This window comes from Billgrantia endophytica (genome assembly GCF_002879615.1).
Taxonomy (GTDB): Bacteria; Pseudomonadota; Gammaproteobacteria; order Pseudomonadales; family Halomonadaceae; genus Halomonas; species Halomonas endophytica.
This window is the reverse complement of sequence record NZ_PNRF01000012.1, coordinates 15,253-28,856: the sequence shown is the minus strand read 5'-3', so window position 1 is coordinate 28,856 and position 13,604 is coordinate 15,253. Positions and strand designations below refer to the sequence as shown.

At 61.3% G+C, this 13,604-nt stretch carries 13 protein-coding genes; 8 read left to right on the top strand and 5 right to left on the bottom strand.

The features are described 5' to 3' along the window. Positions 1-5 precede the first annotated feature (5 nt). Complete coding sequence (locus tag C1H69_RS05125) at positions 6-926, top strand: N-carbamoyl-D-amino-acid hydrolase (RefSeq protein ID WP_102652337.1); 921 nt, start codon at positions 6-8, stop codon at positions 924-926. Positions 927-1,007: 81 nt separating this feature from the next. Here the strand turns inward: C1H69_RS05125 and C1H69_RS05120 are convergent, their stop codons facing one another. After that, on the bottom strand, positions 1,008-1,610 hold the full coding sequence (locus C1H69_RS05120; RefSeq protein WP_102652336.1) for a LysE/ArgO family amino acid transporter: 603 nt from the start codon (positions 1,608-1,610) through the stop codon (positions 1,008-1,010). Between the two features lie 126 nt (positions 1,611-1,736). On the opposite strand from C1H69_RS05120, the gene C1H69_RS05115 reads away from it, so the two are divergent. From C1H69_RS05115 to C1H69_RS05105, 3 genes are all read left to right on the top strand, one after another. Continuing rightward, complete coding sequence (locus C1H69_RS05115) at positions 1,737-2,609, top strand: LysR family transcriptional regulator ArgP (protein ID WP_102652335.1); 873 nt, start codon at positions 1,737-1,739, stop codon at positions 2,607-2,609. 130 nt (positions 2,610-2,739) lie between these two features. Further along, positions 2,740-3,738 (top strand): NADP-dependent oxidoreductase, encoded by a 999-nt coding sequence (locus C1H69_RS05110; RefSeq protein ID WP_102652334.1) that lies wholly within the window; start codon positions 2,740-2,742, stop codon positions 3,736-3,738. A 256-nt stretch (positions 3,739-3,994) separates the two neighbouring features. Then, on the top strand, positions 3,995-4,309 hold the full coding sequence (locus C1H69_RS05105) for a hypothetical protein (protein ID WP_102652333.1): 315 nt from the start codon (positions 3,995-3,997) through the stop codon (positions 4,307-4,309). Positions 4,310-4,345: 36 nt separating this feature from the next. On the opposite strand, the gene C1H69_RS05100 is transcribed toward C1H69_RS05105, so the two are convergent. Next, positions 4,346-4,942, bottom strand: coding sequence for a dihydrofolate reductase family protein (locus C1H69_RS05100; RefSeq protein WP_102652332.1), 597 nt, complete (start codon positions 4,940-4,942; stop codon positions 4,346-4,348). Between the two features lie 748 nt (positions 4,943-5,690). On the opposite strand from C1H69_RS05100, the gene C1H69_RS05095 reads away from it, so the two are divergent. Further along, on the top strand, positions 5,691-6,584 hold the full coding sequence (locus C1H69_RS05095) for a diguanylate cyclase (protein ID WP_102652331.1): 894 nt from the start codon (positions 5,691-5,693) through the stop codon (positions 6,582-6,584). Positions 6,585-6,699: 115 nt separating this feature from the next. Here the strand turns inward: C1H69_RS05095 and C1H69_RS05090 are convergent, their stop codons facing one another. After that, the gene (locus tag C1H69_RS05090) at positions 6,700-7,089 is read right to left on the bottom strand and encodes an HIT family protein (protein WP_102652330.1); all 390 of its coding nucleotides are present in this window, start codon (positions 7,087-7,089) and stop codon (positions 6,700-6,702) included. A gap of 174 nt (positions 7,090-7,263) precedes the next feature. Here C1H69_RS05090 and C1H69_RS05085 point away from each other — a divergent pair, with 174 nt between their 5' ends. Both C1H69_RS05085 and C1H69_RS05080 read left to right on the top strand, forming a co-directional pair. Then, a complete protein-coding gene (locus C1H69_RS05085) occupies positions 7,264-7,494 on the top strand; it encodes a hypothetical protein (protein ID WP_102652329.1) in 231 nt (76 codons plus the stop codon). A gap of 295 nt (positions 7,495-7,789) precedes the next feature. Next, positions 7,790-8,170 (top strand): septal ring lytic transglycosylase RlpA family protein, encoded by a 381-nt coding sequence (locus C1H69_RS05080; RefSeq protein ID WP_102652328.1) that lies wholly within the window; start codon positions 7,790-7,792, stop codon positions 8,168-8,170. 51 nt (positions 8,171-8,221) lie between these two features. On the opposite strand, the gene yghU is transcribed toward C1H69_RS05080, so the two are convergent. Both yghU and C1H69_RS05070 read right to left on the bottom strand, forming a co-directional pair. Continuing rightward, on the bottom strand, positions 8,222-9,097 hold the full coding sequence (gene yghU / locus C1H69_RS05075) for a glutathione-dependent disulfide-bond oxidoreductase (protein ID WP_102652327.1): 876 nt from the start codon (positions 9,095-9,097) through the stop codon (positions 8,222-8,224). A 177-nt stretch (positions 9,098-9,274) separates the two neighbouring features. Beyond that, positions 9,275-11,254 (bottom strand): sigma-54-dependent Fis family transcriptional regulator, encoded by a 1,980-nt coding sequence (locus C1H69_RS05070; protein WP_102652326.1) that lies wholly within the window; start codon positions 11,252-11,254, stop codon positions 9,275-9,277. Between the two features lie 367 nt (positions 11,255-11,621). Here C1H69_RS05070 and C1H69_RS05065 point away from each other — a divergent pair, with 367 nt between their 5' ends. Continuing rightward, a complete protein-coding gene (locus C1H69_RS05065; RefSeq protein ID WP_102652325.1) occupies positions 11,622-13,418 on the top strand; it encodes an NAD(P)/FAD-dependent oxidoreductase in 1,797 nt (598 codons plus the stop codon). The last annotated feature ends 186 nt before the right edge of the window (positions 13,419-13,604 follow it).

Below are 13,604 nucleotides of genomic sequence, written 5' to 3'. Positions count from 1 at the left end.
GCCTAATGAGCCGCAAACTGATTGTGGGGGCCGCCCAACTGGGCCCCATTGCACGAAATGAAACCCGTGCCCGGGCAGTCGCACGCATGGTCGAACTGATGCATCAGGCCCACGCCAGAGGCGCCAGCCTGGTAGTCTTCCCCGAGCTTGCCCTGACCACTTTCTTTCCACGCTGGTACATGGAAGATCAGGCCGATATCGACGCCTTCTTCGAGCAGGAGATGCCAGGCCCCGAAACCCAGCCCCTGTTCGAAGCGGCCCGTGAGCTAGGCATCGGCTTTTACCTCGGCTATGCGGAGCTGGCACTGGAGGCGAAAACGCCCCGTCACTTCAATACATCCATCCTGGTCGATGCCAGCGGCAGCATTATCGGCAAGTATCGCAAGGTCCACCTGCCAGGCCACAGTGAACATGAACCCTGGCGCCCGTTTCAGCATCTCGAGAAACGATATTTCGAGCCAGGCAATACTGGATTCGGCACGACACAGGCCTTTGGCGGCACCATGGGCATGGCGCTATGCAATGACCGTCGTTGGCCGGAAACCTATCGAATGCTGGCGCTACAGGGAGTCGAGCTGATGATGCTCGGCTACAACACACCCATACACTATCCGCCGGTGCCTGCACATGATCACCTGCAGGGCTTCCATAACCATCTTTGCATGCAGGCTGGAGCCTACCAAAACGGCATGTGGGTCGTGGGCGTGGCAAAAGCGGGGAAGGAAGAAGGCTGTGACCTGCTTGGTCAGAGTTGCATTATCGCCCCCACTGGCGAGATCGTTGCCATGGCCAGTAGCCAGGAGGACGAACTGATTACCTATGAATGTGACCTAGACCGCACTTGCGAGATCCGGGAACATATCTTCAATTTTGACCTGCACCGCCGCCCGGAAACCTATGGCCTGATTACTGACCCACTGACGTAAGGATCAGCGTGTAACGAGGGTTATGGTGGCGGCCCACCGAGGAAGTCGCCGCTTGGGCGAGTAGTAGGCAAGCGGATTGCTTTACACCCCGTTGCTGGCCAGGTGAACCGCCACCACCGCCATCATCAGCCCGATCGCCCCATCGATCAGGCGCCAGGCCAGGGGGCGCGAAAGCCAGGGTGAGAGCATCGACCCACCCCAGGCCAGCAGGCTGAACCACAGGATCGAAGCGGTGCTCGCCCCGGCCACGAAGGTGGTGGCGCTCTCTTGCTGGGCGCCAATGGCGGGTACCAGCAGCAGGGTGTCCAGGTACACCTGGGGATTGAGAATGGTGACCGCCAGGGTGGCGAGCAGTACATGCTTCAGGCTGCGCCCATCCGCCACCGCCGCCAGCGCCTGTCGCCCGGTAGCGGCACGGTAGAAAGCCTGGGCGGCCAGCCACGAGAGGAAGGCCACCCCCAACCACCGCATCGCCTCCATTGCGCTCGGCATGGTCAGAAGAATGGCACTGACACCGAACATGCCGGCCGTCAACAGCAGTACATCCGTGCTCATGCATAGACCCGCCGACCACCAGTGGTGCTCCCGCCTCACGGCCAGGCCCAGCACGTAGGCGTTCTGCGCACCGATGGCAATGATGATGCCACCGCATACCACCAGCCCGGTGAGGTAACTCTCCAACATGGCTCCCCCTCCATCGAGGAAATCGTGAATCGACTCCTTCCGGAACACGCAAGCATAATGGTGAGCCGATATACCAGGAAATCATCCTGCTAATGACACATCAGTTCTTCTAATGGCGAGCAGCTCATGCTGGACTACAAACTTCTTCAGGCGCTGGCGGCGGTAATCGAGTGCGGGGGCTTCGAGCGCGCCGGTGACGCACTGGGGCTCTCGCAATCCGCCGTCTCCCAACGCATCAAGTCGCTGGAAATCCGCCTGGGGCAGCCGGTACTGATCCGCCACCCCGAGCTCCACCCCACCCCGGCAGGCCAGCGGCTGCTCAATCATTACCGGCAGGTCCAGTTGCTCGAACGTGATTTGCGCACCACCCTGCCCACCTTGGAGGAGTCCGCGCCAAGGCTGCGCATCGCGATCAACGCCGACAGCCTGGTGACCTGGTGGGCCGACGCCGTGGGTGAACTGTGCCAGGCCGAAGGTCTGCTGCTGGATCTGGTGGTCGAGGACCAGGACGTAGGGCTCAAGCGGCTGCGCGATGGCGACGTCGCAGCGTGCCTGTGCGCCAGCCCCCAGCCCATTGCCGGGGCTCGCTGTGTACCGCTGGGGAAAATGGAATATCACCCGCTGGCCACGCCGGACTACATTGCCCGTCACTTTCCCCATGGCCCCGCCGCCGACGCCTTTCGTCAGGCACCCGCCATCGTATTCGGCCCCCATGACCAGCTGCAGCACCGTTTTCTCGCTCAGTGCGGTTACCATGGCAGCTTTCCCTATCACCTGTGCCCTTCTTCGGAAGGCTTCGTGCGCCTGGCCACTGCCGGCATGGGCTACGGCATGATCCCGCAAATGATGCAGGCCGATACCCTGGTGGCGAAAGGCAGGCTGGCCAGCATCGCACCCGGCCAGTCCCTCGCGGTGCCGCTCTACTGGCACTTCTGGCGCCATAGCGGCCAATTACTGGACCGCCTGACGCTGGCGCTGAGCGAAGTGGAGTTGAAATAGCGGTGGAACCGAACCAGGCCCACGGCATTAGCCAGATGGAACGGGGATATCTAGACTGCCTGCATTGCTGAACCATACGGCACAGAGCCAAGTGCTAGACGTGATCTCACCGTGCACAGGAGTTACGCCCATGCAGTCACGCTATTTCACCATCCCTGACTACCCCACAGGCACGCCGCAACGCGAGCTATTCGAATTGCACACCGCCGAGCTACCCGAACTGGAAGAGGGTGAGGTGAGAATCCGCAATACCTGGCTCTCGGTCGACCCCTACATGCGTGGCAGAATGAGCGGCGTGAGGACTTATATCGACCCATTCCAGCTCAACGAGCCGCTCGAAGGTGCCGCGGTCGGTGAGGTGATCCAGTCACGGGATACGCGTTTCACCAAGGGCGACAAGGTCCGTCATATGGCCGGCTGGCGGGACATTGCCCAGCTCAAGGCCGATATTCTGGAGCCGCTGCCGCAAGTCGATGTGCCCGAAGAGGCCTATCTGGGCGTGCTCGGCATGCCGGGCATGACCGCCTGGACGGGCCTGAACCACATCGCCAAAATCCGCGAAGGCGACAATGTTCTGGTCAGTGCCGCCAGCGGTGCCGTGGGTTCGCTGGCCGTGCAGTTGGCCAAGGCCAAGGGAGGCACCGTGGTGGGTATTGCCGGCGCACCGGAGAAACTCGCCTGGCTGGAATCGATCGGCATCACGGCCATCAGTTACCGTGGCAAGGATGCGCAGCAGTTGAGTGCCGACCTCAAGGAAGCCTGCCCGGACGGCTTCGACATCTACTACGAGAATGTTGGCGGCATCTGCCTGGAAGCGGCACTGGACAACCTGCGCGTTGGCGCACGTATTGCGGTGTGCGGTCTCATTGCCGATTACAACGCCGGGAAGCCCAGCTCCGTCCCCGGCAATCTGGCCATGATCCTGATCCGTCGGGCTCGTATGCAGGGCTTCATCATCTTCGATCACTGGACCGAGTACCCTCACTTCCTGGAGGAAGTCGGCCCCCAGGTCGCCAAGGGTGAGATCGATTACGAAGAAACCATCGAGGAGGGCCTGGAGCGCACACCGGATGCCTTCCTGAAGCTCTTCGAAGGCGCCAACAAGGGGAAGATGCTGGTACGGCTTTGACCTCGACAGCCCTGGTGGCCTTGCCATGGCCACACGACGCCGTGCCCGCAAGGCCACATACCATGACCAGAGTCCCGGCGAGCGGCGGGGCCTTCTGATGCCATGAGGTCGGGAATATGGCCAATATTGGCCGAAATTCATACGTCTTGCACTTTTTCGACGACGCAAAGGCTGTATAGTGGTTTTGCATCATTTTTCTCATGCGGAGTAGACAGCACGATCGATCATTTTTCCAAGCCAGCACGGAGGTTTTCTCATGAAGGTGTACAAACCTGAATGGCAGTGCACGTTTAGCGTAAACGAAGGCATGGAAGAAACAGCGAGTTGGAAGGAGCGCATCGCGTGGCGAATGCGGGAATTCGCAGACAAGCTGGACGGCGGTGGAAGAACGCTAAAGATTGATTGCAATGTCACACCTCAGCTAAGCCCCCAGGATGTCGATACCTGTCTCGGCAAAGGCTTTGAAGTGACGCAAAAGCTACTCACGGAGCTTGCCCATCAAGCTGCCTGCGAAGATGTGATGCTGCATGCCAAGGCAGAACTCTTCGAGGAAAACCCCCAGTATCGATAGTCCGACAAACCGGGGTATGACGTTACCGCACCCCCTTCAGGCACGCCCTGAAGGGGGTGTTTTCGTTTGACGGGCAATTGTCACCTTGGGCACTTCGTAACGGAGTTCCGCAAAGGCATCACCATAGGCAGTCGCCGAGGTCAACTGCAGTGGCGGTGTCGTGATTTCCCTTGGCAACACGGGCAAGCCACTGCCCAGGGTCACTGACGTGACTTGAATGATCAGCTCATCGAGCAAACCATGGTCATGGAACTGACCGGCCAACTCGCCCCCACCCACTATCCAGATATTCCGGTTACCGGCGGCTGCCGCCATCTGCCGATGGACAAGCCGCACGCCACCGTTGACGAAGCGGACATCGGTGCCGGGAATGACGGGGAGAGAGCGGGAAGTAAACACCCAGGTCGGTTGCTCGTAAGGCCAAGGCTGCGGTGTTTCCGAATCAGGCTTGACGCAATGATGCAGCAACCACTCATAAGTATGGGCACCCATGGCAATGGCGCCAACTTCACGAATGAAGGCGGGGTAGCTGGTTGCTTCGATATCGCCGAACTGGAGCAGCCAGTCGAGTGAGTGCTGTGTCGTCGCAATGAAGCCATCCAGGCTGGAGGCTGCATAATACTGAGTCTTCATGCTCAGGTATCCTTCTATTCATTGCAATCGTCATTCGGTTTCTCTTTCATCACGTATAGTTGTCACGTGATGGTTTATAAGCATGTTCCACTATGAGAATAGTATTCCTCCTTACAAGTGCATCCTTGCTTACTTGAATTTACAGTACATCAAGGATGTCGGCCCATCACGCTCCTGCATCCAGGCTTCAATCGACCAGAGGGAGCAAGGGGGCCCTATCGTCGTGTCGCAAAATGACTACCATTTAACATGCTGTTTATCATGAAATTTCCCATCCGGCTCAAATATACGTCTCCAAACAGAGACGCAGCAAGGGCCGTTTTGAGACCCCAGCTATATCGCCTGATATCTCAGGAAACATAACCATGGGCTATCTCATTGTTCTGTATTAGAAATATTATACCTGGCACTCTTCTCGCTCTATGAGAAAACAGGAAAGCATGACTGGGTTCGACAGGCGATTCTGCCATGACCAAGCCCAGTATTGGAGGTCCTTGTCTTGTACTGTCACGGAATGGCAGATGGGATAGAGACCTGGCAAGGATGCCTCCCCTCATTCACAGCTGGTCGTAATCGGCTCGCTTACGGACAGCTAGCAAGATTTCATAGTTCCCTGCGTACTTTGGGCCGCCCTGCGGCCCTATTTTTTTGCCGCCCAAACATCACCTCATAACAATCGGCAGGCCTGGCGCGTCAGCTTGAAGCTCTATTCAGCACTGCGAACGGACGTTGGAACGAGACGCATCCTATGCCTATGAAGCCCAAGCCCCCGCGACAGATCAGTCCCAACCTCATCGGCCTATCGTTGGCGGTGGTACTCGTTACCGGCGCCGTATTTGCCTTCGGCGGCTTGTCACCCGACAACGTCGCCATTCCAGCCGCCATCATGGCGGATCTCGCAACCGGTGTATTGCGCACCGGCCTGGCACTGCTTTCCTTCTCCATCGGCCTCGCCCTGGCGACTGTCTTGATTCTGCGACCGATCCGCAATGCCTATCGGGCCCGCGAGGCGCAGCTCGAGCGTCGCCAGAAACAGCTTGAAGCGTTGACCATCAAATTGCATCGCCAGGCCACCAGCGACGGCTTGCTGGGCATTGCCAACCGCCGTGAGTTCGAGCGTGTCCTCACCTTGGAATGGCGGCGTGCCGCACGCGAACGCCAGTCCCTCAGCCTGCTGATGATCGACGTCGATCACTTCAAGATCTACAACGACACCTACGGGCATCTGGAAGGTGACGACTGTCTGAAACACGTGGCTGCCGTTCTGGAAGAGACGACCGGGCGCCCAGGTGATCTGGTGGCACGCTATGGCGGCGAGGAGATGGCGATCCTGATGCCCCGCACCGAGCTGGAGGGGGCCATGCACATTGCCGAGCGCATCCATGTCATGCTGGCCGGACGGGCACTTCCATTCCACGCCTCGCCGGTGGCAAGTCACGTCACCGTGAGCATCGGCGCGGCCTCCCTGCTACCCGTCAGGAATATCGAACCCCACCTGCTGATCCAGCAGGCCGACGAAGGGCTCTACGCCGCCAAGGAAAACGGTCGCAACCGAACCGAAGCCATTCGCCGCCTGCGTCTCATTGCCTCGATGGAGAACAAGAGCAAGGGGGTTGAAACGGCCAAGGCCTATCGCGCCTGAGGCCTGCGGATTCATGGCCGTTGCTCGCCAAACAATCCTCCCGACCATGGGAAGCAGGCCAGCCAACCTGACGGTTGCTGACACGCGTGGCCTCTTTCCTTGATGCGAAGAGCCCCTACAGTACTGCGCGAATGCGCTCGGCGGCTTCGGCCAGTTGCCCGGGTTCTGCCTGGGCCAGCCCTTCCAGTCGAATATCCTCCATCGCATCGATCGGCGCCAGGTGCAGGTGCACATGGGGCACCTCGAGACCGACGATCATCATCGCCACCCGCTCACAGGGAAAGGCTTGCTTGAGCGCCTTGGCCAGCGTCTGCGACACGCTCATCAAGTGAGCCGCCAGCCCGGGCGGCAGATCGTCCCAGTGATCGATTTCCTGGCGCGGGATCACCAGCAGATGCCCCGGCCTCATCGGGTTGAGGGTCATGATGGCCACGCACTGCTCGTCTTCCCAGACGAAGTGACCCGGGATTTCGCCCTGGATGATGCGGGTGAAGATGCTTGCCATAGTGAATGCCTCCGCTAGGAAAACCCCAAGATGCCATAAATGGCCAAAAGCGTCTCGCCCCTGATGAAGGGCTCAAGTTCAGCCTCAACGGACCGATATCTTAGGCTAGCGGTGGTATGAATGGCGCAGCCTGGGGTCGTCCCAGGAGCTGTGTGCCGTTGTGGAGACCGAGACATGAACGTCCTGAAGATGACGAGTGAGTTGTCAAGCCCACTCCACCCCGACAATAGGCTGGCTCGCCGCCTGGCATGTGCCAAGGCACGGCTCGATGGCCTGGAACGGGACACTGCTTCGAAGGACCAGAGCGCACTGGCCGCCGCACGCGTGGAGTTTTCCCTGGCATCACGGGCGCTGGCGGACGCGCTCATCGCCCAGGGATTGCACGTCTCTGAAAGCGATGATTGAGGGAAACCACGCCGCGTTCTCGTCTTCCACTCAGCAGTCTCCCACAGGGTGGAATCGATGGCTTCCTGCGGAAGCGCTGGTGAGAGCAGGCCACTTTTCCAGAAGTTTGGCCCTTGGTACAGGGCTTGAGCGCCGTACGCTTGGTTACATGAACGTCTTCATCCTGTCGCCAACGTCGCCGAACGTCGTTTTTGGTTGCCGTCGATGTAGGCGGCGGTTATTATTTCAACGCCTAACGGCACCTCATCGCATCGATGGACGCGCGATCCGCTACACGAGAACCTGAGGCAACGCCATGGGAGTCCGATCCCACCTGTTTCTTACCTGCTGTTTTGCAAGCCTGCTGATAACCGGTAACGCGCAGGCGCACGACACGAAAAGCGACGAAACCCAGCAAGGCATCGCGTCCTACTACAGCGACCGCTTTCAGGGTGCCGCTACCGCCAGTGGCGAACCCTTCGACCAGAATGCGCTAACGGCCGCCCACCCGGAGCTGCCTTTCGGCACCAAGGTGCTGGTGACCCGCCCGGATACCGGCCAGGAAGTGGAAGTACTGATCAACGACCGTGGCCCCTTCGTCCAGGGGCGCGTCATCGACCTCTCCAAGCGTGCGGCTAGAAAACTCGGCATGCTCCATCGCGGCACCGTGCCGGTGATGGTCACGCTGATGGATTAGGCACCATCGCCCTGAAGTGATCGAGCTCAAGTATCTGGATGCTCCCCTGGTTCATTCTTCAGCCTCGAGCTTGTCCTGCGTCCTCAACTCGAAATCGCTGGCATCGTGCCGCTCATGCAGCTGTTCCCCAGGCTCACCGAATGTGCGGTTGACCATGCGGCCGCGCTTTACCGCCGTCCGATCAGCGATCGCCTTTGCCCAGCGCTGCACGTGCTCATACTCCTGAGTCTGCAGGAACTCCGCCGCGTCGTAGACCCGTCCCAGCGCCAGTTGGCCGTACCAGGGCCAGGTAGCGATATCGGCGATGCTGTAGTCGTCACCGGCGAGATAAGGTGCCTCGGCCAGGCGTCGGTCGAGCACGTCAAGCTGACGCTTGGCCTCCATGGCGAAGCGATCAATGGCGTATTCGATCTTGGTGGGCGCATAGGCATAGAAGTGCCCGAAGCCACCGCCGAGCAAAGGTCCGCTACCCATCTGCCAGAACAGCCAGTTCAGCGCCTTGGTGCGCCCGGCCGGATCGGTGGGAAGGAAGGCGCCGAATTTCTCGGCGAGATAAAGCAGGATTGCACCGGACTCGAAGATGCGGGTAGGTGTCGGGGTACTGCGGTCGACCAGTGCCGGGATCTTGGAATTGGGGTTGATCTCGACGAAGCCGCTGCCGAACTGCTCTCCCTCCATGATGCGAATCGGCCAGGCGTCGTACTCGGCTTCCTGATGACCGAGTGCCAGCAACTCCTCGAACATCACCGTGACCTTCACCCCGTTGGGCGTGGCCAGGGAGTAGAGCTGGAACGGGTGCTGGCCGACGGGCAATGCCTTGTCGTGGGTCGGCCCGGCGATGGGGCGGTTGATGTTGGCGAACTGGCCGCCGCTCTCCTTCTCCCACGTCCAAATTCTCGGCGGAACGTACTCGTGCTCCTGGTTCATGGAAACTCCTGTCAGGGGATGATTCCGGCTCGGCGCTTCGCTCGCAGCGGATGGGACCAATGCCGGTCTGACAAAAGATAGCCTGATAAGGTTTCAGCTTCGAGCCTCAGCGACGACCGAACGAGACCAATGGGTCGTTTTTACAGGGAGACGCTCGGGGCGCTGTCGCCCAAGCGTTTAATGGAGGGCGTTCTCCAGATGGGCATCCTTTCGGTTCGGGGGAACCAGGCCGTATCGGCGCATCCGCCGATAGACCGTGGGCCTGGAGACACCGAGCCGGCGCGCCGCCAGGCTGACGTTCCAGGCGGTTTCCCGCAGCAGGCCGAGTAGTGCCCGGCCCTCGTCGGATGTCGCGTTCCGCGAGGACGGTTCGAGGACCTGCGGCACGCCGGCGAGGCCACCCTGGCATTCTTCCGGCAGGTCATGCACCGTGATTTCGTCACCTTCGGCCGTTGCCAGAGCGAAGCCCAATGCATTCTTGAGTTGGCGAATATTACCCGGCCAGGCGTAGGCCAGCAGCGCACTCACGGCATCGGCCCGCAGGCGCACGTCCCGGTCGCGCTTCGCCACCAGTGATTCATGGACGCTGCGGATCACGTAGTGGTGGTCGGCCCGCTCGCGCAGCGCCGGCAGCCGCAGCCGGGCACCGTTCAGTCGGTAATAGAGATCCTCCCGGAAGCGTCCGTTGGCGATCAACGCATCCATGTCGCGATGGGTTGCGGTGATCACCCGGAGATCGACACGAACGGCCTTTTCGGCCCCCAGCGGCATCACCTCGCCCTCGGCCAGTACCCGCAGCAGGCGGGTCTGCAACGACAGGGGCATGTCACCGATCTCGTCCAGGAACAGCGTGCCACCGTCGGCCTGCTGGATCAGCCCGCGCATGCCCTTGCTGCTCCCGCCGGTGAAGGCCCCAGGCAAGTAGCCGAAGAGTTCGCTCTCGATCAGCGATTCGGGAATGGCGGCGCAGTTCACCGCCACGAATGGCTTTTTGGCACGCTTGCCGCTGTCGTGCAGGGCCCGGGCCAACACTTCCTTGCCGGTGCCCGTCTCCCCGGTGATCAGCACGCTGACCTCCTCGTTGCGCAGACGCCGCGCCAGCTTGAGCACCCGGTGCATGGCCGGGTCGTCGGATGCCAGCCTGTCCAGCGCCGGGACCGGTGTGAGCGAAGGTGGCACGGCACGAGTGGCGATGCGACGCCCCCTCGGCTCGATCAGGGTAACGAAGCATATCGCCTCGCTGGCACGGATACGGAAAGCCCGGATCTGATCGTCGCTGGCCGACAGGATGCCCAGCAGTTCCCCGATCTCGCCGTCGAGCAGTTGGGTGGCCTTGGGAACCAGACCCGGCGACCAGGGCGGCCAGCGGCTCAGGTGCGCGTCGATCAGGGCACGGCCGAAGCCGTTGCCGGCGATGATGCTGCCGTCCTCCTCGATGGCGATCAGCCCCCGGCCGTTGAGGTGGACGAACTCGCGGGCCATATCGAAGCGCAGGATCAGGCAGTCCCGATAACGGTGCAGGAAGTAAGCATCCTCGATCATCCGCGAGTACAGATTCACCAGCGACAGTGCGAAGTTCTGGCTCTCGTGGGAACGCGGCGACCGCAGCGCGGAGATGTCCAGCACCGCGATGACCTGCCCCTGAGGGTCGGTGATCGGCACCGCCGTGCAGGTCAGGCTGATGTGGGTCGCGTCGAAGTGCTCGCTCTGATGGCAGGTGATGGCCTTGGCATCGTGTATGCAGGTACCGATCGCACAGGTCCCCGCATGGCGCTCGTCCCAGTCGGCCCCAAGGTAGAGGCCGGCCCGACGCAGGGCATGGTCCTGCTCCCGTTGGCCACGGAAGTCCACCGTGATGCCGCGCCGGTCGGTCAGCAACAGGACATAGCCCATTGGCGCGACCTGGGCGAAGAGCCGATCGACACCGGCACGGGCCACGTGCAACAACTCGTCTACCGGCTCCCGATGTTCCCTGAGCGCCTGCTGGGTCAGGACGCGTGCGGGACGTGGGCGCCCCGGATCGAGCCGATACTCATCGACGCAGCGCTCCCAGGAACGCCGGATCACCTCTCGGCACCCGTCCAGGCCCGTCATCTGACCTTCGCTGAGCCGGATCAGGGTCTCGATATGCTGGCGTTGCTCGTTGCGCAGTTGCATCGCTGTCTCTCCGATGCCCATCTCGCCATGTTATTACAGTCGTGACGGTCGTCGCGTGGCGTCAGGCTCTTGTTGTTGTCTGGCGGACCTGCTTCCAGCCTATGCCGCCAGGCCCTGGTGTCAATCGGCGCCGCCTTCGCCCTTGGTCGGGGGTTACAGCTGTAACGTCAGCGTCACAGCTGTCACGTGTCAGGTGTCACGGCTGTCTCTCTTCGGTGGCTCAACGATAAAATCGACCCCGCCTCTCCTGTCAGAAGACTGCCTTTTTTTCAATGGATTAACGAAGACTCCGCGTCAAACATGGCATCTGGCACGCTTCCTGCCATGAATGTAGGGCGTCCCCATGAACAACAAGCGGAGAACAACGATGACGACACGCACGCCAACTCAAACCGCCCAACGCTGGCTGAGCAATTTCGAGACCACCCTCGAGCAACGCGACATCGAGCAGGTCATGGCACTGTTCGGCGAAGAATGCTACTGGCGCGACCTGGTTGCCTTTACCTGGAACCTCAAGACGCTGGAAGGAAAGGACGACATCCAGTCGATGCTCAACGCCACCCTGAGCGAAACGCACCCCACGAACTGGCAGGTCGACGGCGAGGCCACGGAGGCAGGCGGCGTCACCGAGGCGTGGTTCACTTTCGAGACCCATGTCGCCCACGGCAAGGGCTTCCTGCGCCTGAAGAAAGGCAAATGCTGGACCCTATTGACCACCATGCAGGAGCTCAAGGACTTTCCCGAGCCACGCGGCCCGCACCGCCCCAAGGGAGCCGAGCACGGCGCCAGCAAATCACGCGAGACCTGGCTCGAGGCTCGCCGGCGTGAAGAGTCGGAACTCGGCTACACGCGCCAGCCCTACTGCGTGATCATCGGAGGCGGCCAGGGCGGCATCGGGCTCGCCGCGCGCCTGCGCCAGCTCGACGTGCCCACCATCGTGGTGGAGAAGAATCCCCGGCCCGGCGATTCCTGGCGCAACCGCTACAAATCGCTCTGTCTGCACGACCCGGTCTGGTACGACCACCTGCCTTACATCCCCTTCCCCGAAAACTGGCCGGTGTTCGCGCCCAAGGACAAGATCGGCGACTGGCTGGAGATGTACACCAAGGTGATGGAGCTCAACTACTGGAGCGCCACCGAGTGCGAGAGCGCCCGCTACGACGAAGCGACCGGCGAATGGACGGTGAATGTGAACCGCGACGGCGAGCGGGTCACACTGCGGCCCAAGCAGTTGATACTCGCCACCGGCATGTCGGGTATGCCGAACGTGCCGCACTTCCCGGGCGCCGAGACCTTCGAGGGCGAACAACAGCACTCCAGCCGGCACCCGGGCCCGGATGCCTACCGCGGCAAGACGTGCATCGTGGTGGGTTCCAACAACTCGGCCCACGACATCTGCGCGGCGCTGTGGGAGAACGACGCCGACGTCACCATGCTGCAGCGCTCCTCGACCCATATCGTGAAATCCGACTCGCTCATGGAACTGGCCCTTGGCCCGCTCTATTCCGAAGAGGCGCTACAGAACGGCATCACCCACGACAAGGCCGACCTGATCTTCGCCTCGATTCCCTACAAGGTGTTGCCCGACTTCCAGCGGCCGGCCTTCGACCAGATCCGCGAGCGCGACGCCACGTTCTACAAGAAGCTGGAAGACGCCGGCTTCCTGCTGGACTTCGGCGCCGATGATTCCGGGCTGTTCCTCAAGTACCTGCGGCGTGGCTCCGGCTACTACATCGACGTGGGCGCCTGCGACCTGGTCGCCAACGGCGATATCAAGCTGCGCAGCGGTGTCGGCATCGAACACATCAACCCGCGCTCGGTGACACTCACCGACGGCTCCGAACTGCCGGCGGATCTCATCGTCTACGCCACCGGCTATGGCTCCATGAACGGCTGGGCGGCGCGCATCATTTCGCAGGAAGTCGCCGACAAGGTTGGCAAATGCTGGGGGCTGGGCTCCGACACGCCCAAGGACCCGGGCCCCTGGGAAGGAGAGCTGCGCAACATGTGGAAACCCACCCAGCAGGATGCCCTGTGGTTCCACGGGGGCAACCTGCACCAGTCGCGCCACTACTCCCACTACCTAGCGCTGCAGCTCAAGGCACGCATGGAGGGTATTCCCACCCCGGTGTACGGCCTGCAAGACGTGCACCACCTCACCTGAACGACCACGGGCCGGCACGAAGCGTGCCGGCCCGCCTGGTTCCGATTCACCGCCTCGCCAGGCTCGACGCCCTCCTTCGTGCCGGGGGCTTAGCCGCTGACTTTTTCGATTTCATCGAGGGCATCGCGCAGCACGCATTCGCATCTGGCGCTACGCTGAAGTGACTCGCTGGCCATTCATCCTGTT